This is a genomic window from Corallococcus sp. AB038B (assembly GCF_003668955.1).
In the GTDB taxonomy this organism is placed as follows: Bacteria; Myxococcota; Myxococcia; order Myxococcales; family Myxococcaceae; genus Corallococcus; species Corallococcus exiguus.
On record NZ_RAWO01000017.1, the window covers coordinates 98235 to 116424 of the forward strand.

At 69.4% G+C, this 18190-nt stretch carries 13 protein-coding genes and 1 other RNA gene; 10 read left to right on the forward strand and 4 right to left on the reverse strand.

Annotation, left to right across the window (positions count from 1 at the left end):
- The first annotated feature begins 19 nt into the window (after positions 1-19).
- Positions 20-2761, forward strand: a complete 2742-nt coding sequence (locus D7Y04_RS39065) for a glycosyltransferase family 4 protein (protein WP_233601790.1) — start codon at positions 20-22, stop codon at positions 2759-2761.
- 99 nt (positions 2762-2860) lie between these two features.
- Positions 2861-7456, forward strand: coding sequence for a response regulator (locus tag D7Y04_RS39070; protein ID WP_121762667.1), 4596 nt, complete (start codon positions 2861-2863; stop codon positions 7454-7456).
- Between the two features lie 114 nt (positions 7457-7570).
- On the opposite strand, the gene D7Y04_RS39075 is transcribed toward D7Y04_RS39070, so the two are convergent.
- On the reverse strand, positions 7571-7798 hold the full coding sequence (locus tag D7Y04_RS39075; protein ID WP_120595019.1) for a hypothetical protein: 228 nt from the start codon (positions 7796-7798) through the stop codon (positions 7571-7573).
- 190 nt (positions 7799-7988) lie between these two features.
- On the opposite strand from D7Y04_RS39075, the gene D7Y04_RS39080 reads away from it, so the two are divergent.
- The 6 genes from D7Y04_RS39080 to D7Y04_RS39105 all read left to right on the forward strand — a co-directional run bounded on the left by D7Y04_RS39080 (position 7989) and on the right by D7Y04_RS39105 (position 14804).
- Positions 7989-8930 carry a MoxR family ATPase gene (locus tag D7Y04_RS39080; RefSeq protein WP_120595020.1) on the forward strand — a complete coding sequence of 314 codons (942 nt, stop codon included), beginning with the start codon at positions 7989-7991 and terminating at the stop codon, positions 8928-8930.
- A gap of 114 nt (positions 8931-9044) precedes the next feature.
- Positions 9045-9995, forward strand: coding sequence for a branched-chain amino acid transaminase (locus D7Y04_RS39085; RefSeq protein ID WP_120576049.1), 951 nt, complete (start codon positions 9045-9047; stop codon positions 9993-9995).
- A 60-nt stretch (positions 9996-10055) separates the two neighbouring features.
- Entirely contained in the window at positions 10056-11393 is a 1338-nt protein-coding gene (locus D7Y04_RS39090) for an AAA family ATPase (protein WP_120595021.1), read from the forward strand.
- 120 nt (positions 11394-11513) lie between these two features.
- Complete coding sequence (locus D7Y04_RS39095) at positions 11514-12353, forward strand: Fic family protein (RefSeq protein WP_120576051.1); 840 nt, start codon at positions 11514-11516, stop codon at positions 12351-12353.
- A gap of 187 nt (positions 12354-12540) precedes the next feature.
- Positions 12541-13662, forward strand: coding sequence for a bifunctional oligoribonuclease/PAP phosphatase NrnA (locus D7Y04_RS39100; protein WP_120576052.1), 1122 nt, complete (start codon positions 12541-12543; stop codon positions 13660-13662).
- Positions 13659-14804, forward strand: a complete 1146-nt coding sequence (locus tag D7Y04_RS39105) for a cysteine desulfurase family protein (RefSeq protein WP_121762634.1) — start codon at positions 13659-13661, stop codon at positions 14802-14804. The genes D7Y04_RS39100 and D7Y04_RS39105 overlap by 4 nt, the downstream gene beginning before the upstream one ends.
- A 59-nt stretch (positions 14805-14863) precedes the next feature.
- Here D7Y04_RS39105 and D7Y04_RS45300 read toward each other — a convergent pair whose 3' ends face one another.
- From D7Y04_RS45300 to D7Y04_RS39120, 3 genes are all read right to left on the reverse strand, one after another.
- The gene (locus D7Y04_RS45300) at positions 14864-15037 is read right to left on the reverse strand and encodes a hypothetical protein (protein WP_167548636.1); all 174 of its coding nucleotides are present in this window, start codon (positions 15035-15037) and stop codon (positions 14864-14866) included.
- Between the two features lie 108 nt (positions 15038-15145).
- Positions 15146-16138: a serine/threonine-protein kinase gene (locus D7Y04_RS39115; protein WP_121762635.1), complete on the reverse strand. Its 993-nt coding sequence runs from the start codon at positions 16136-16138 to the stop codon at positions 15146-15148.
- Positions 16135-17055 (reverse strand): hypothetical protein, encoded by a 921-nt coding sequence (locus D7Y04_RS39120; protein ID WP_121762636.1) that lies wholly within the window; start codon positions 17053-17055, stop codon positions 16135-16137. The genes D7Y04_RS39115 and D7Y04_RS39120 overlap by 4 nt, the downstream gene beginning before the upstream one ends.
- Before the next feature lie 236 nt (positions 17056-17291).
- On the opposite strand from D7Y04_RS39120, the gene ssrS reads away from it, so the two are divergent.
- Positions 17292-17484: non-coding RNA, 6S RNA (gene ssrS / locus D7Y04_RS39125), on the forward strand.
- Positions 17485-17503: 19 nt separating this feature from the next.
- Positions 17504-18136, forward strand: coding sequence for a 5-formyltetrahydrofolate cyclo-ligase (locus D7Y04_RS39130; RefSeq protein WP_169825797.1), 633 nt, complete (start codon positions 17504-17506; stop codon positions 18134-18136).
- Positions 18137-18190 lie beyond the last annotated feature (54 nt).

Consider the following 18190-nt stretch of genomic DNA (forward strand, 5'->3'; position numbering starts at 1 on the left):
GACCGAGTATCTGAAGGCGTTGCCTGATCGCTTCTCCGTGGTGGTGCTGTCGGCGAAGACGCCCGACCACTCCCATATCGAGAAGTACCAGGGCGCCCGGCTGCTCCGCGTCCCGGTAGGCTCCGGGGACCTGGCGTCGCGCATCCAGTCCTTTGAACGGGCCGTTCGCCGCCAGCTCGAAAGCGAGGACTACGCCCTCGCCCACTTCACGGACCCCTTCGGCGGGTACGCGTTGTGCGAGCTGAAGGCGGACTACGGCTACCGCCTCATCTATGAGGCGCAGACGTTCCCGTCCCAGGAGCTGCGCTACACCCATCCCCAGACGGACGGCGACCGCCGCTTCCTGTCGAAGATCCGCCGCCAGGAGCTGTTCTGCCTGATGAACGCGGACCTCGTCGTCACCGGCTCGCAGACGACGCGCGCGTTCATCCAGGGGCTGGGCGCGGCGGAGGACCAGCTCCGGACGATTCGCGCGCCGGTGGACCTGAAGCCGTACGACCCGGAGGTGCTCGGCGCCCCGGACGGTTCGCCCCTGCGGATGATGTACCTGGGCAGCCACGTGGGCTGGCAGGGCCTGCCCACCCTCCTGCGCGCCACGGCGCTCGCGGCCCAGCAGGTGGACGTGCGCCTGACGCTGGTGGGCGCGCACCATCCGGACTGGAAGCCCCACCTGGAGGACCTGGTCAACGACCTGGGCATCAAGGAGAAGGTCGACTTCCAGCCGCCCGTCGTGCACGACGACCTGGTCAAGGTGCTGGCGCTGGCGGACGTGGGCGTGCTGCCGCTGGACGACTCGGAGCGCAACCGGCTCCAGGGCGGACCGCTGGCCAAGGTCTCCGAGTACCTGGCCGCCGGCCGGCCGGTCATCGCAGCGGACCTGCCCGTTACCCGCGAGCTGATTCCGAAGGACGCGGCCGTCTTCTTCCCTCCGGGCGACGCCCGCGCCCTCTCCGAGCGCATCCTGGACCTGGCGCGCGACGTGCCCCGCCGCGTGGCGCTGGGCAAGGCCGGGCGCGCGTTCGCGGAGAAGGTGCTGGACGCGGGCCTCATCCGGGGCCAGTTGCTGGACCTCTACGATTCGCTGCTGGAGAAGCGCGGCCACGTCCCGGTCGAAGCCGCCAGCGAGCCGCCCGACGTCACGATGACGGGCACGCCCACGAACCGGCTCGCGAGCCTGGGCATGCCGGAAGCGTCCCAGCCCGCGGTCGCGGCCAGGCAGCCCGCGAAGCCCGCGGTCCAGGCCGCTTCCGACGAAGCCGCCCCGCCCCCCGCGAAGGATGGCGCGGAGGACGCGCCCGTGGTGATGGGCATGGCCCTGGACGACGGGATGGACACCCGGCTCGTCAAGACCGAGCCGGACATGCGGCCGGACGAAGTGCCCATGGTCATGGGCCTGCCGCTGCGCGAGTCCGCCAAGGCCAAGGCCGCTCCGACCCCCGCGAGCAAGGAAGCCGCGCCGCCTCCGGAGCCCGCGGCCGCGCCCAAGACGACCGACGACACCGCGAAAACGGCGCTCCCCTCCGCCGCCGCGAAGGACGAGGAGCCGGAACCGCTGGGAGGCCGTGGCTCGGAGCCGGCTCCGCCCACGGAGATGGTGACGAGTCCCCTGGTGAAGGCCCTCGGCTTGAAGGATGTCGGTGGGGACGACGCCGGGGATTCGGATGCGGAGGCCCACGCCTCCGAGGATGGCTCTTCCGGAGCGACGGCGGTCGTGCGCCGGCCGGTGGAAGTGGAAGAAGACGACACGAGCACGCCGGCCCCCACGCCCGTCGTGCGCAGGCCGGCCTCCGAGGAAGAAGAGCGCGCCCCCACGCCCATCGTGCGCAGGCCGGCCTCCGAGGACGAGGCCCCCGCGCCCACGCCCGTCGTGCGTCGGCCCCTGCCGGAAGACGAACCTCCCGCGGCCACGCCCATCGTGCGCCGTCCCACCTCCCTCACGGAGGATGAGGAGCGTGCGCCCACGCCCGTCGTGCGCCGGGCCGGAGTGATGCGTGAGGAGGAAGAGGTCCCCGCGCCCACGCCCATCGTGCCCATGCGCTCGTTGCTGACCGGAGCGCGGAGCACGAACGCCGGCCGTGCGCAGCGGCCGCAGGACTCCACTCCCTCTGAACCCCCGCGTCTCTTCCCCACTCCCTCTTCCATGGCCGACGCGGACAAACCGCCCATCCGTGGCGGCCTCGCCGGGGATCCAGGCCGGCCCGCCTCCCGCCCCCCGGTGCTCGCGGAGTCCGACAAGCCGCCCATCCGTGGAGGCTCCGTCTCCGACGCGGATCGCCCGCCGCAGCTGCCGCCCCGCGCCACCGCGCCGCCGCCCGTTCCCCGCCAGGGACCACCGCCCCGGCTGATCCCCACGCCGCCCATGCTGCAGCCCTCCACGGCCACTCCTTCGGACGACGAGCCCGAGGAGATCGCCGCCGACGAGGCCCTGTCCCTGGACGACGACGCCGGGCACACGCCCTCCAACGCCAGCGCGGCGCTGGACGAAGCGGAGGAGATCGCCGCCGACGAGGTCCACGACGCGGACTCGCTCGACGTGGAGGCCGCGGACGCAGAGGACCCAGGGCCTCCGCCCGCGCCGCCCGACTCCACCCTCAACCCGTGGTTCGCCCAGCTCGCGCACGGGTACTGCCCTCCGGAGGGCGCTCACTTCGCCCGGCCCACCCCGCCCACCAACTTCCCCGGGCGGGATCCGGAAGCAGGCGTGCCCCCCGAGTCGGTCCCCCCTGTCGGCCAGGGAGCGGTTCGCGGCAAGAACTCGTGAGGCAGCCGACCGAGCACTGCTCGGAAACTTCCCAAGCCTTGTGCCCGCCCGATAGGATGTGGCGGTTTTCACTGCACTTTTTGCTGGGTGAAGGGCTTCATGGAGCGTCGCGTCCTCATCGTCGAAAGCCAGAACGACTTCGCACTCAGCATGGCCTCCGTGCTCAAGAGCGCGGGCTACAACACGGCCATGGCCACCACTGCGTCAGACGCGCAGCGGGAATTGGAGAAGCGCCGACCGGACCTCGTCGTCGTGCGCGCGGAGCTGCCGGACCAGTCCGGCTTCGCCCTCTGTGGGCAGATCAAAAAGGGCAAGTGGGGCCAGAACCTCAAGGTCCTCCTGCTCTCCTCCGACTCCGGCGTGGAGGGTCTGAACAAGCACCGTGAGACGCCTGCCGCCGCGGACGGCTACCTCGTCATCCCGTTCGAGATGGGCGAGCTGGCCTCCATGAGCGCGGGCATCGTTCCGCCCGGCTCCGACGACTCGGACGCGGACCTGGATGCCGCGCTCTCTGGCGCCCCGCGTGAAGCCCCCCCGCCCATGCCTGGCGTGCGCACGGGCGCTCCGCCCAAGCTGCCCAAGCGCGAGCGCCGCAGCGCCATGACGGACGAGGACAAGGCCTTCATGGACCGGGCCTTCTCGTCCATCGCGGACCGCAAGGCGGAGCTGCTGGCGGAGTCGCGTCAGCTCAAGCGCCCGCCCCCGCGCCGCGAGCTGATGGGCACGCCCGAGGGCAAGGTTCAAATCCTCCGGGACGAGTTGAAGACGCGTGAAGCCCAGCTCGCGCGCCTGTCGGAAATCTGGAGCGTCCGCGAGCGCGAGCTGCTCTCCGTCGAGGACCGCCTCCACGAGAAGGACGTGGAGCTGCAGGGCCTGAAGATGCAGGTGGACGACCTGCTGCGGCGCTTCAACGACGCGCAGCAGTCCATCGTCCAGAAGGAGCGCGAGCACGGCGCCACCGTCGACGACCTGCTCCTCCAGAAGTTCTCCTCGGAGAAGGACCTCATCGAGGTCGTCGCCTCCAAGGAGAAGGACATCAACGTCCTGCGCAAGGAGGTCAACCTCCGCGACGAGGAGCTGTCCCGGCGCGGCGCCGACCTGGAGTCCTGGCGCAACGAGTTCGACAAGCTGGAGAAGCACCTCGGCGTCGTCACGCTGGAGTTCGAGGTCAAGGAGCAGAAGCTCCAGGACACCGTCCGCGCCAACGAGGCGGACATCCTCCAGCTGCGCGAGCGCGGCGACCAGTTCGAGTCCGAGCTGTCCCGCACCGTCAGCGAGCGCGACCAGCGCTATGCCGAACTGGACGGCGAGCTGCAGGCCCTCCAGGAGCGGCTGACGCAGACCGAGCAGGAGCGCGACGCCACCGTGCGCGGCCTGGAGGCCCGGTCCACCACGGCGGAGGAGCACGCCAGCCGCTCGGACGCGGAGATTGAACGCCTCAACGCCGAGCGCGCCGCCCTGGAGCAGCGCCTCACGCAGCAGGTGGCGGACCTGGAGTCCGACATCGCGCGCGTCACCGGCGAGCGCGACCAGCTCCGGCTGGACAAGGACGCCCTGGAGGCGGACCTCACGCAGCGCGTGGAGGAGCGGGACGGGAAGATCTCCGCGCTCGACCGCGAGCTGCAGGAGACCATCGCCCGCAACGAGAACAGCGAGGCGGAGCTCAACGCCACCATCCAGCAGCACCGCGAGCGCATCGGTGAGCTGGAAGGCGAAGTCGAGGCCGTCAAGACGCACCTGGAGGACCGCGAGAACGAGCTGAACGCGGAGATCCAGGCACTGCAGCAGGCCAAGGACGCGCTGGAGCAGGACCTCACCAGCCAGCTGGAGGACCTGCGCGCGGCGAAGGACGCCCTGGAGGCGGACCTCAACGGCCAGATTCAAGCGCTCACCGAGCAGCTGGACGCTTCCCAGCGCCAGGGCGAACAGCTCTCCGCGCGCGTGGCCTCGCTCGAGGACACCGTCGCCCAGCGCGACAGCACCATCGAGGGCCTGCAGACGGACGTCGCCGACCGCGACGCGCGCATCTCCGAGCTGACCGGCAACCTGGAGGCCACGAGCCAGCAGCTCACCGAGACGCAGGGCACGCTCTCCAGCACGGAAGCCACCCTCGCGGAGACGCGCGGCGAGCTGGAGGCCACCAGCCAGCAGCTCTCCGAGACGCAGGGCACGCTCTCCAACACGGAGGCCACCCTCTCCGAGACGCGCGGCGAGCTGGAGGCCACCAGCCAGCAGCTCTCCGAGACGCAGACGCGCCTGGCGCAGACGGAGGAGACGCTCTCCACCACGCGCGGCGAGCTGGAGGCCACCAGCCAGACGCTGGCCACCACCGAGGCGACCCTCGCGGACACGCAGGGCACGCTGGCGCGCACGGAAGGGACGCTCGCCGACACGCAGGCGACGCTGTCCAACACGGAAGGCACGCTGGCGGAGACGCGCGGCGAACTGGAGGCCACCAGCCAGACGCTGGCGGACACCCAGTCCCGGCTCGCGCAGACGGAGGAGACGCTCTCCACCACGCGCGGTGAGCTGGACGCCACCAGCCAGACCCTCTCCGACACGCAGGCCACGCTCTCCAGCACGGAGGGCACGCTCGCGGAGACCCGCGGCGAGCTGGAGGCCACCAGCCAGACCCTGACGGACACGCAGGCCAAGCTCGCGCAGACGGAAGGGACGCTCGCGTCCACCCAGGGCGAGCTGGAGGCCACCAGCCAGACGCTGGCCACCACCGAGTCCACGCTCGCCCAGACGCAGGACACGCTGGCGCGCACGGAAGGCACGCTCGCCGACACGCAAGCGACGCTGTCCAGCACGGAAGGCACGCTCGCGGAGACGCGCGGTGAGCTGGAGGCCACCAGCCAGACGCTGACGCAGACCCAGGAGACCCTGGAGTCGACGCGCGCCGACCTGGCGAAGGTCACCCAGCACCGCGACGAACTGGACGCGGAGCTCAACGAGACGCGCGACATCCTGCAGGAGACCAACGGCCTCCTCGCCCGCACCACCGAGGAGCGCGACGCGCGCATCGCGGACCTGCAGGCGCTCAACGCGGCGAAGGACTCGCTGGAGCAGGACCTCACCGGCCAGATTGGCCAGCTGCGCGCGGACCTGTCGGAGACGCAGGGGAGCTACGACGCGGAGCGCACCGCCCACGCGGCGCTCGCGGAAGAGACCACCGCGCGCATCAACGCCCTCACCGGCGAACGCGACAACCTGTTCGCGGAGCTGAACACCACGTCGCAGCAGCTGGCCGACACGCAGGGCCAGCTCGCCAGCACCCAGGACACCCTGGCCCGCGAGGAGCAGACCCACGCGCAGTCCCGCCAGGCCGCCGCCAGCGCCCAGGCGGAGCTCACGCGCCAGCTCACCGAGGCCCAGGCCAACGGCGAGGACCTGGCCGAGCAGCTCATCGTCACCAAGCACGAGCTGGGCACGCGCGTGTCGGAAGTCACGCAGCTGTCCTCCAAGCTCGCGCAGACGGAGGACGCGCGGCACGACCTGGAGGACCGCCTCCAGACGCTCACCCACGAATCGCAGCGCCGTGAGGAGCTCCTCCAGAACGAGGTCGACACCAAGGGCAAGGAGCTGTCGGACACGCTCCGCAAGCTCACGCACGTGACGCAGGAGAAGATGCGTCAGGCGGAGGTGCTCAACCGCGAGGTCTCCACCCGCACGGAGCACGTGAAGCAGCTGGAAGGCCAGCTGGAGCAGCAGGCCTCCGAGGCGAAGAAGCAGGCGGACGCGCTCAACCAGCAGGTCGCCAACGTCTCCGGCGAGCTGGACGGGGCGCGCAAGGCCATCGCGGACCGCGACTCGCAGCTGCAGCAAGGTGCCCAGCAGCAGAAGAAGCTCACCAGCGAGCGGGACGGACTGGCCGGACAGCTCCAGCAGGCCCAGGCCCAGGCGCAAGCGCAGGCCCAGCAGGCGCAGGCCTCCGCCGCCGAGGCGAAGAAGCAGTCGGACGACCTGGCCGCGAAGCTCGCGAAGGCGGAGCAGCGCATCACGCAGCTCTCCCAGGAGGCCCAGAAGTTCGCCGCCGACACGGAGGCGAAGCTCAAGGACGCCCAGGCCCAGGTGCAGACCCGCACCAAGAAGGCCCAGGACCTGGAGCTGGCGCTGGAGAACGCCCAGAGCACCCGCGCCCGAGCGGAGAAGGACCTCAACGCCCGCGTCGCCGCGGCCGAGACCAAGGCCAACGAGGCGGCCGCCAAGCTCGCCACGGCGCAGAAGGACCGCAAGGACCTGGAGGCCCGTCAGGCCAAGGAGCTGGAGGACCTCAACGCCAAGCAGAAGGCGGAGCTCGAGCGCCGCGAGGCCATCAAGGCGCAGGAAGTCGCCCGCCTCCAGACGTCCGTCCAGGAGAAGAGCAAGGCGCTCAAGGTCGCCGAGCTGGAGCTGGCCCGCTACAAGACCAAGGCCCCGGCCGCCGCTGCTCCAGCAGCGAAGGCCAGCGCCAAGGCCACCGAGGAAGAGCACCTGGCCGCCACCGTCCAGGCGAACCCGGTCATCCCGGCCGCCGCCAAGCCCCCGGCCAAGGCCGCCGCCAAGCCCGCCGCGAAGAAGGCCGCTGCCGCGCCCACCCCCGTCCCCGTGGACGAGGAGGCCCCGGAGCGCACCATGGTGATGCAGCTGCCCACCGCCCCCGAAGCCGGTGAGGATGACTGGACGGCGCTCGTCGACGAACTCGACAAGTAGCCTTGCGACACGCCCTCCCCTCACCCGGGAGGGCCGACCGCCGGAAACGACAAGGGCCCGCGCACTCCATGGAGTGCCGGGCCCTTCGTCCATCTCAAGACTGCCCTGCGACGGTTACAGCGCCGTGGCCGCCTTCGCCTCACGGATGAGGTCCCGGAAGTGCAGCGAGCCCACCACGTCCCGCACCACCGACACCGGACGGCCCTCTTCCAGCGCCAGCGCCTGCGCCTGCCGCCACCGCTCCAGCAGCGTCCGCGTCGCGATGTACGCCAGCACGAGGGGGAAGCCCCCCGGCATCACCACCACCAGCACCGCCATCGCCAGCTTCAGCCACGCCCACATGACCCGCGACCTCGTCGTCCTGAGATACGCCCGCATAGATGCACGGTGCATGCCCGCGGTGCGAAAATAATTACGCACCCTGATTCCGCAGGGTTACAGCTCCCAAGGTCCTCAAGAGTGCGGACGGCGCCCCCACAACCCTGGCATTTTTGCCGCAGTGGCCACGGAACCGTCGGTTAAGTTGACGGGTGTGAGCCCCCCCCAACTGACTCCGGAGATTCGCTCGTTCACCAGCGTGGAGGACGCGGCGCGTTGCCTGGAGGCGGTGGGCTACCTGTCGTCCCCTGAAATCGCCACGGCGGTGTTCCTGGCGGACCGGATGGGCAAGCCCATCCTGGTGGAGGGCCCGGCCGGCGTGGGCAAGACGGAGCTGGCCAAGGCCCTGGCCCAGGCGCTGGATCGGACCTTCATCCGCCTCCAGTGCTACGAGGGCCTGGACGAGGCCAAGGCCCTCTACGAGTGGGAGTACGCCAAGCAGCTGCTCTACACCCAGCTGCTCAAGGACAAGATTGGCGAGCTGACCCAGGGCACGTCCACGCTGGCGGAGGCCGCGGACCGGCTCGCGTCCGGCGACGCGGTGTTCTTCTCCGAGCGCTTCCTCCTCCCCCGCCCCATCCTCCAGGCCCAGCTGTCGGACACGCCCGCCCTGCTGCTGGTGGACGAAATCGACAAGGCGGATCCGGAGTTCGAGGCCTTCCTGCTGGAGGTCCTCTCTGACAACGCTGTCACGGTGCCGGAGCTGGGCACCATCCGCGCGAAGCACATCCCGCGCGTCATCCTCACCAGCAACAACGCCCGTGAGCTGTCGGACGCGCTCAAGCGCCGCTGCCTGCACCTGCACATCGACTTCCCGGACCGCGAGCGCGAGCTGCGCATCGTCCGCGCGCGCCTGCCGGACGTCCCCCAGGTGCTGGCCGAGCAGGTGGTGGAGGCCGTCGCCGCCATCCGCGCGCTGGATTTGAAGAAGGCCCCGTCCATCAGCGAGACCCTGGACTGGGCGCAGAGCCTGACGCTGCTCAACGCGGAAGCGCTCAGCGCGGACGTCGTCGCCGCCACGCTCAACCTCGTTCTCAAATACGAGGGCGACATCGAGAAGGCCCGCGCCAACCTGCCCACCATCGCGCAGGCCTGACGCAAAGCGCCGCACGCGGAGTGCAGATCGTTGGCACTTCACGCTTTGCGTCCCCGGTGTGCGTGGGTACAAGTCCCTCAGCTGTCCCACCCCTGGCCCGAGAGGATCATCCCGATGAGCTCAACCTCATCCACCGTGCTGCGCGCCGAACACATCTGGCTCGATGGGAAGCTGATAAAATGGGACGAGGGCAACGTGCACGTGATGACGCACGCCCTCCACTACGGCCTGGGCGTCTTCGAGGGCATCCGCGCCTACAAGACCCATGATGGCCGGCTCGCCGTCTTCCGGCTGCGCGAGCACATCCGCCGCCTGCTCGACTCCGCGCACATCATCATGCTGCCGATTCCCTACAGCGAGGACGAGCTGGTCGAGGCCACGGTGGACCTGCTGCGCAAGCAGAAGCAGCAGTTCGCCAACGGCGCCTACCTGCGCCCGGTGGCCTTCATGGGCGACGGCGCCATGGGCCTGGGCGCGGTGAACCCCACCCGCGTGGGCATCACCGCCTGGGACTGGGGCTCGTACCTGGGCGACAAGGGCATGAAGGAGGGCATCCGCGCCAAGGTCAGCTCCTTCACGCGCAACCACGTGAACGTGAACATGGTGCGCGGCAAGATTACCGGCCAGTACGTGAACTCCATCCTCGCCAAGCGCGAGGCGGTGCTCGCCGGCTATGACGAGGCCATCCTCCTGGACATCAGCGGCTTCGTCGCGGAGGCCTCCGGGGAGAACATCTTCCTCGTGAACAAGAAGGGCGTCATCAAGACGCCGCCCCTCTCCTCCCCCGTCCTGGACGGCATCACCCGCGACACGGTGCTCAAGCTGCTACGCGACGCCGGCCACACCACCATCGAAGAGGTGACCGTCACCCGTGACGCCCTCTACATCGCCAACGAGGTCTTCTTCACCGGCACCGCCGCGGAGATCACCCCCGTGCGCGAGGTGGACAACCGGCAGATTGGCGACGGGAAGCCCGGCCCCATCAGCAAGTTCGTCCAGGACATGTACTTCCGCGTCGTACGGGGCCAGGAAGCCCGCTATGCGGACTGGCTGACCTACGTTTGACGGACAGTCCGTGGACGTGAAGTCCCGGCGGACGGGGGAATCGGGTAGAACCCGTACCCGATGCCTCCCGCCGGCTACGCGTACGAAGACAATCCCTTCAAGCTGGAGAACCCGTCCGTCCTCGACATCGCTCCCAGTGAGCCGAAGTCGATGGAGGACACGGGCCTGAGGATGGGTCTGCTTGCGGACCTGGGCCTCAAGTTCCTCTACTACGCCGGCACCGGCACGGGCATGGCCATCGCCGAAAGCATGTGCTTGCCCTGGTCCGGCGTGGTGGAGCACGTGGTGGACTTCCTCGCCGCGGAGAAGCTGGTGGACCTTCGCGGCGGCAAGGGCTTTGGCCGCGCGTCCGTGGAGTTCGCCCTCACGGAGAAGGGCCGCGAATACGCGCGTGACGCCCTCACCCGCTCCACCTACGTGGGCCCCGCCCCCGTCCCCATCGAGCAGTACAACGCCCTCATCAGCAGCCAGACGGAGGAGACGCCCGTAGTAGGCCAGGAGGACCTCATGGCCGCCCTGGGCCACCTCACCGTCTCCGCGGAGCTGATGGACAAGCTGGGCCCGGCCGTGAACTCCGGCCGCTCGCTCTTCCTCTACGGCCCGCCCGGCAACGGCAAGACGAGCCTGGCGGAGGCGATTTCCCACATGTTCGGCGGCGAGGTGTTCGTCCCGCACTGCCTCGAAATCGACAACCAGATCATCAAGGTCTTCGACCGCATCATCCACACGCCCGTGTCGCTGGAGGCGGGCCGTGACGCCAGCGGCCGCCGGCAGACGTTCGAAATGGACAAGCGCTGGTCGCTCTGCCGGCGCCCCGCGGTGGTGGTGGGCGGCGAGCTGACGCTGGAGACGCTGGACCTCATCTACTCGGAGAGCACCCGCTTCTACGAGGCGCCGTTCCAGGTGAAGGCCAACGGCGGCATGCTCCTCATCGACGACTTCGGCCGCCAGAAGGTCCACCCCACGGACCTGCTCAACCGGTGGATTGTCCCCCTGGAGAAGCGGGTGGACTTCCTCACCCTGCACACCGGCAAGAAGTTCGAGATCCCCTTCGATCAGCTGCTCGTCTTCTCCACCAACCTGGACCCCAAGGAACTGGTGGACGAGGCCTTCCTGCGGCGTATCAAGTACAAGATTGAAGTGGGCAACCCGGATGAAGAGTCCTACCGGGAGATCTTCCGCCGGGTGTGCGAAGCGGCAGGCATCCCCTACGTGGACCAGGCCATCACCTACCTGGTGGAGCACTACTACAAGCCGCGCAGCATGGAGATGCGCTCCTGCCACCCCCGCGACCTCGTGTCGCTCATCCGGGACGCGGCCCGATACCGGCAAATCCCGCCAGCCCTTTCAAAAGACCTGCTGGACCAGGCGTGCGAAGTGTTCCTGGTGAATCTCTAGTCAGGTTTTATTTGTTCCAACCGCGCGGAATTTCTAGACTCCGCGTGCCGTTGTACCTCCCGGCGCAGCCTCTGAGAATCAGCGCCCGGGGCGGGCCGGAGCGAGAAGGAGCCGCAGTCCGTGAAGGAACGCTACCAGGACATCGACGAGAAGAACGAGCAGCTGCGCGAGTACCTTGAGATCTACAAGGGCAAGCCGCCGGCGCGTGAGTACCTCGACCGCTTCGAGATGTCGTGGATCTACCACGACGCCGCGCTCGAAGGCGTCGTGTACACGCACCAGGAGCTGATGGCCGCGCTCTTCCCGGAGCGCACGGCGGCGGAAGCCTCCATGATCCCGGTGGTGCTGGAGATCCGCAACCACAAGGCGGTGGCGGACTTCATCCGCGAGGAGGCCGTGGGCGCGAAGAAGCAGTCCGCGCTCACGCTCACCACCATCAAGCGGATGCACGACCTCTTCCTGGGCAACACGCCGGAAGCGCTGGCCGAGCGTGCGCGCATGGAGCGCCGCGAGCGCACGGAAAAGGAGCTGGCCAAGGAGCGCGACCGCGCGGGGCTGCGCAAGGACATGCCCCTGCACCGCACCTACTTCCACGACATCACCCAGCCCGCGAAGATCCAGGCGCGACTGGAGAAGCTCGTGGACCACACCGCCAGCGCGGAGTTCCGCGAGTTCCACCCCATCAAGCAGGCGGCGGTGGTGCAGCACGAGTTCCTGCAGATCTTCCCCTTCACCGAGCACAGCGGGAAGGTGGGGCGCATGTGCAGCAACCTCATCCTGCTGCGCAACGGCTACATGCCCGCGGTCATCCACTCCATCGACCGGCAGCGCTACTACGAGTCCTTCCGCGCGCCCGTGGCCACGTTCCGCACGGTGCTGATGGACGCGATGGAGAACTCGCTGGACAACGGCGTGAAGTACTTCCGCGACCTCGGCCGCAAGTACAAGACGGTGGAGTAGCGCGCACGGGGCGGCGTGCCCCCGGAGGACTGGCGAGGGAGCAAGCGTCCCGCCCGTCCTCCGCCGTGGCGTGAAGAACGCGCGGCACGTCGACACCATTGGGGTGTTGGACACACCCCTGAACGTCACGGGGAGAACATCCGACTTCTCGAATCCCCGTGGCGGAGGAAGTAAAAGAAGAGTCCCCATGCCTGTCACCCCTTCCCTCCAAAGCCGCCGCGCCCAGCTTCCCGCCGGGAGCGAGCTCACGGAGCCTCCGCCAGCGCGGTTGGCGAAGTTGCCTGCCGCCGACAAGCTGGCCCGCCTGCTCCAGGTGGCCAAGGGTCACCGCCGGGCGCTCATCCTCACGCACGACAACCCGGACCCCGACTCCATGGCGGCGGCGGTGTCGCTCGCCCATCTGCTGGAGCGCAAGGCCGGCATCGAGTCCCACGTGGGCTACGGCGGCATCATTGGCCGTGCGGAGAACGTCGCCTTCGTGCGCGTGCTCCGGCTGCCGGTGTCGCACGTGTCGCAAATCGACTTCAGCCAGTACGACCTCTTCGGCCTGGTGGACACGCAGCCGCCGGTGCGCAACCACTCCCTGCCGGCGCGCTACCGCGCGGACCTGGTGGTGGACCACCACCCGCTGCGCGAGGAGAGCCTGCTGGCCCCCTTCGCGGACGTGGGCGGCGACTTCGGCGCCACCTCCACCATGCTGGTGGAGTACCTGCGGGCCGCTCGGCTGGAGCCGTCCGTGGAGATCGCCACCGCGCTCTTCTACGGCATCAAGGCGGACACGCGGGACCTGGGCCGTGAGACGACCCAGACGGACGTGGACAGCTACCTGTGGCTGTTCCCTCGCTGCGACAAGCAGCTCTTGGGACAGATTGAGCACCCGGAGTTGCCGGCGCGCTTCTTCCAGCTGTTCCACACGTCCATCGAGAAGGCGAAGGTCTACGGCACCGCCATCATCACCGACCTGGAGGAGGTCTACTCCCCGGACCTGGTGGCGGAGGTCGCCGAGCGGATGATGTACCTGGAAGGGATGAAGTGGTCTCTGGCGTACGGGACGTTCCGCAACCAGCTCTTCCTGAGCCTGCGCGTGAAGGACCGGCGCATGAACGCGGGCCGCCTCATCCGCGAGCTGTGCGAGGACCTGGGCGGCTCGTCCGGCGGCCACGGCAGCATGGCGGGCGCGCGGCTGCCCCTGTCCGGCAGCGCGGCCAAGCGCAAGGCGCTCAAGCGCGAGGTGGTGTCGCGCTTCCTCGAAGCCTTTGGTGTCTCCGAGGAGCGGCCGGTGTCGCTGCTGTCCGCGCAGGACACGTGATCTACTGGGACCACAACGCCGCCGCGCCGGTGCGCGCGGAGGTGGGCGCGCTGCTCGCACGGGCCTTCACGGAGGGCGGCTTCGGCAACGCGTCCAGCGTGCACGGCGGCGGTCGCGAGGCGCGGGCCCGGTTGGATGCGGCGCGAGCGAAGGTGGCGCGCGTCCTGGGCTGCGAGCCGAAGGAGATCACCTTCACCGCGTCGGGCAGTGAGGCGGATGCGCTCGCGCTCATGGGCGCCTACGCGGCCCGCCCGGTAAAGGAGCGCCGCCGCGTGGTGTCCACCACGGTGGAGCACCCGTCAGCGCTGGGTGCGCTCACGCAGTTGGAGAAGGACGGCGCCCAGGTGGTGCGGCTGTCCCCTGACTCCAACGGCCGTGTGCCGCTGGACGCCGTGCTGGAGGCGCTCACGCCGGACACCGCGCTGTGTTCGCTGATGTGGGCCAACAACGAGACGGGCGTGCTGCAGCCGGTGGCGGGGACGGCGCGCGCGTGCCGTCAGCGCGGCATCCTCTTCCACACCGACGCCGTGCAGGCCGCGGGCAAGGTGCCGCTCACCTTGCGCGAAGTGGACGCGGATCTGCTCTCCCTCTCCGCGCACAAGTTCGGTGGTCCCCAGGGCGTGGGCGTGCTCGTGGTGCGCAAGGGCGTGGACGTGCGAGCGCTGACGCCCGGGCACCAGGAGGGAGGCCGACGCGGAGGCACGCAGAACGTTCCCTACGCCGAGGCCCTGGCTCTGGCCCTGGAGCTGGCCGCCGCGGAGCAGGCCCACACCGCCGCGAAGGTAGCGGCCCTGCGAGACACCTTCGAGCAACAGGTGCTCCAGCGACTGCCTGGAGTGACGGTGAATGGAACTGGCGCGCCCCGGGTGCCCAACACCAGCAACCTGCGCTTCGACGGCGTGGAGGGCGAAGCGCTGTTGATGGCGCTGGACCTGGAGGACATCCGCGTCTCGTCGGGAGCGGCCTGCGCGTCCGGCACGCTGTCCCCGTCCCACGTGCTGCGCGCCATGGGCCTCTCCCCTACCGAGGCGCGCGGCAGCCTGCGCTTCAGCCTGGGCCCCGGCACCACCAGCGCGGAGGTCTCTCGCGTCGTGGACGCGCTGTGCACGCATGTACCCCGGGTGCGCGCCCTCGAAGGCTGAGGCCCGCACCGCACGGGGTCGCGAGCACTGACGGCCACGCGATCAATCCTCGGAGCGCATCACCACTTCTGGTCCGGCAGGTTCTTCTCGCGGACCTCTGGATCCGGCTGGCCGTATCCGGGGATGCCCTCCTTGGCCTCGTCGGGCTTGGGCGGAAGCCGCTCGTCGCCCCGCCTTGTCTCCCGGGTGGGCTCGTTCTGCTCGGGCTGCTGCTGCTTTCGCTCGGTCGCCATGGATTCCTCCCGGTGCATGTTCGCGGGAGGAAAGGTCATCATCCGGAGCAGGCACCGCAGCGGGCTCTATCGGCTGGGAGCCCGCTCGACAGGGCCCTGCCCGCCCGGCTACCCGTTGTCTTCGGAGGGGCCGTTGGACGGCGAGCCCCGGTACGCGGGCATTTCGTCCGTGGTGCCGAACAGGCCGCGCACCACCGCCGCGATGGCCAGCGGCGTCCCCACGTTCTCGTCGAAGTGCGGCGACAGCGCCTTCGCGTACTCCTCCGCGGACGAGAAGCGGTCCTCGGGGTTTTCCGCGAACGCGCGCGCCAGCACGTCATCCAGCGCCTGCGGGATGTCCGGACGCACCGAGCGCAGGGGCCGGTACTTGCGCGACAGGATGCCCGCGAAGACCTCTTCCGGCGTCGTGCCCACGAAGGGCCGGCCCAGCGTGAGCAGCTCGTAGAGCACCACGCTCGCGGCCCACAGGTCCGCCTCCGGCGTGACGGCGCCCTGCAGCGACTCCGGGGACAGGTAGTACGGCTTGCCCAGCACCTCGCCGCCCTGGAGCTTGCCGTCCACCAGCACGCGCGACACGCCGAAGTCGCCCAGCTTGATCTCCCCCACGCGGGAGATGAACAGGTTGGACGGGGACACGTCGCAGTGGACGATGCCCAGCGGCTTGCCGTCCGGACCGGTGGCGGTGTGCGCGTACGCGAGCGCCTCCATCAGCACCTTCGCCAGGTACACCGCGAAGTCGACGGGGAGCGGAATCCCGCGCGCCTTGCACCGGCGCAGGATGTGGCCCAGGTCGCGCCCGTCCACCAGGTCCATCACCAGGAAGGACACGTCGTCCAGCATCCCGGCGTCCAGCACCTTCACGATGTTCGGATGGTCCAGCTGGCGCGACAGCTGCGCCTCACGGCGGAAGAGGTCCACCGACGCCGGGTCGCGGGTGAGCGCGGGCAACAGCCGCTTGAGCGCGACCGTCCAGCCTTCATAGGGACCGGAGCGCACGCGCGCGCGGTACACCTCGGCCATGCCGCCCTTGCCCAGCAGCGATTGGATTTCGTAGTTGCCGAAGACGCGGATGGGCTTCGACACGGGAGTCGGCGCGTTCACGGGCTGGCGCTGCCAGCTCCTTGCGGATCACGACCCTGGACCCGCTTGCGACTGCGGGCCTGCTTCACCTGTGCCTCGTACACCGCGCCTTCATTGGCGAACAGCTGGAGCTCGCGCTCCACCAGCGCGTTGCCCTCCGGCGCGGACCAGCCCTCCGCCAGCGCGCGGCGAAACGCGACCTGGGCGAACCCCGACTCCTGCGCCGCCCGCTTCACGCACGCGGTCCAGAAGAAGGCCTCCGCCTTGGCCGCGCCGCTGCCCACGTTGCGCGCCTGCTCCAGGTACTTGAGCGCCTCCGGCTGCTGCTTGCGCAGGTAGTGCGACACGCCCATGCCCGTCAGCGCCCAGGCGTTGTTCTTCTCCTTCTCCTGGGCCAGCACCAACTGGAACTGCTGCGACGCCGCGATGGGGTTCTGCGCCAGCAGCGACTGGCCCTGCTTCAAGGTGGCCGCCACGTCCAGCGGCTCCAACCGGCGCTGCGCCGCCACCTGCGCGGCCCCACCGGACGGCGGGGGCGGCACGGGAGCTTGCGCCTGGCGCTGCTCGGGTGCCTGCGCCGTTGCCGGAGTCGGCGTCAGCGCGGCCCCCTGCTCCGTCGCCCGGAACACCAACATCCGGCTCTTGGGCAGGGCCGGGGACTCGCAGCTGTCCTCCAGCTTCACCACGCCACCCAGCGCCCGCTCCTCCACGTTGTAGACGAGCATCACCGGGAAGCTGCGGGACGGGGTGCAGGTGTCCCCCGTCTGACAGAGCGTGAGCTCGCCCAGGAAGACGTTGCCCTGGAAGTCGCCCGTCAGAATCTGCTCGGCAACCGGGCGTTGGCAGGGCCCCCCGGCCGGCGCCGTGCCGACGAGGTGTTCCCCGTCCGAGCGCAACTCGATGGGGCCGAAGGCATCTGACTGGTAGGTACTGTTCATCTGCGGACCCGCCCAGGCGAATCCGGAGGTGAGGCAGGCTACCGCCGCGAGAGCCAATGTTGGGGTCGGGAGCGACATGTCGGGGACCCGGGCATCATAGAAGTCCACGGGGCGGCTTGTAAACGCGCGAGGACGGCTTGACCGCACGCTTCTCCGTCCTTATCATTTTCCCAGAACGCCCTGGGATTTTCCCAGTGATTCTAAGGACTTGTAGCGAGATTTGAGCAGTAAAGGTCTGTTCCCTGCGGGGTGCGTGATGCCCAGCAGAAATTCGAACCGATACGTCCATTCCGGGGTCCGTTTCGGTCGCCATGTGCAAGCCCTCCCCCTTCACCGGGGATGAGGGAAGCCTGCGGTGACATGATTTCGGTCCCCACCTGGCTTCTAAGGGTTCAATGGACGCTGGACACACGGCTCGGCGGGGGACTCTTTCTTTGGAGCGGCGGCGGTGAGCGAGACGGCGGCGGATACGGTGGCGGCGGCGGCGGAGAAGAAGGTAACGCTTCGTGAGGAACTGACGGCGCGCCGCAAGGCGATGACCAATGACCTCATCGACGAGCGTGGCCTCAAGGTCCAGTCTCGATTCCTGGCATCGCCCTATTATCAGAATGCACGGACGGTAGCGCTCTACGCCCCCATCCGGGGCGAGGTGCCTACCCGGGACATCCTCATCGCGGCGTTGCAGGACGAGAAGATCGTCTGCTACCCGCTGTCCCACGTGCACGGGCGAATCCTGGCCTTCCGGGCCATCAAGTCGGAGAGCGAGTTGGAGCCGGGACGCCTGGGCGTCCGGGAGCCCACGAACTCCTCGGACCTGATCGCGGTGGATCAGATCGACCTGTTCGTGGTGCCCGGACTGGGCTTCAGCCCGGACGGCAAGCGGCTGGGGCGCGGTGGCGGCTACTACGACGCCACCCTCAAGGCGGCCAGTACGCGCAGCCGCCGGGTGGGTCTGGCCTTCAACGACCAGATCGTCCAGGTGCTGCCCACGACGATTGACGACGTGGACATGGACCAGATCGTCACGGAGAGCCAGACGATGCGCGGCCTGTGCCGCAGCTTCGACTTCCTGGACACCTGAGCGGCACCTGAGCCGCGTAACAGGCGGTCGGACATCCACGGGTGGGGCGGACAT

Excerpts from the sequence above, each read along its gene's own strand:
- D7Y04_RS39070 (WP_121762667.1), top strand. The coding sequence starts at position 2,861 with ATGGAGCGTCGCGTCCTCATCGTCGAAAGCCAGAACGACTTCGCACTC.
- D7Y04_RS39075 (WP_120595019.1), bottom strand. The coding sequence starts at position 7,798 with ATGTGGGCGTGGCTGAAGCTGGCGATGGCGGTGCTGGTGGTGGTGATG.
- D7Y04_RS39085 (WP_120576049.1), top strand. The coding sequence starts at position 9,045 with ATGAGCTCAACCTCATCCACCGTGCTGCGCGCCGAACACATCTGGCTC.
- D7Y04_RS39090 (WP_120595021.1), top strand. The coding sequence starts at position 10,056 with ATGCCTCCCGCCGGCTACGCGTACGAAGACAATCCCTTCAAGCTGGAG.
- D7Y04_RS39100 (WP_120576052.1), top strand. The coding sequence starts at position 12,541 with ATGCCTGTCACCCCTTCCCTCCAAAGCCGCCGCGCCCAGCTTCCCGCC.
- D7Y04_RS45300 (WP_167548636.1), bottom strand. The coding sequence starts at position 15,037 with ATGGCGACCGAGCGAAAGCAGCAGCAGCCCGAGCAGAACGAGCCCACC.
- D7Y04_RS39120 (WP_121762636.1), bottom strand. The coding sequence starts at position 17,055 with ATGAACAGTACCTACCAGTCAGATGCCTTCGGCCCCATCGAGTTGCGC.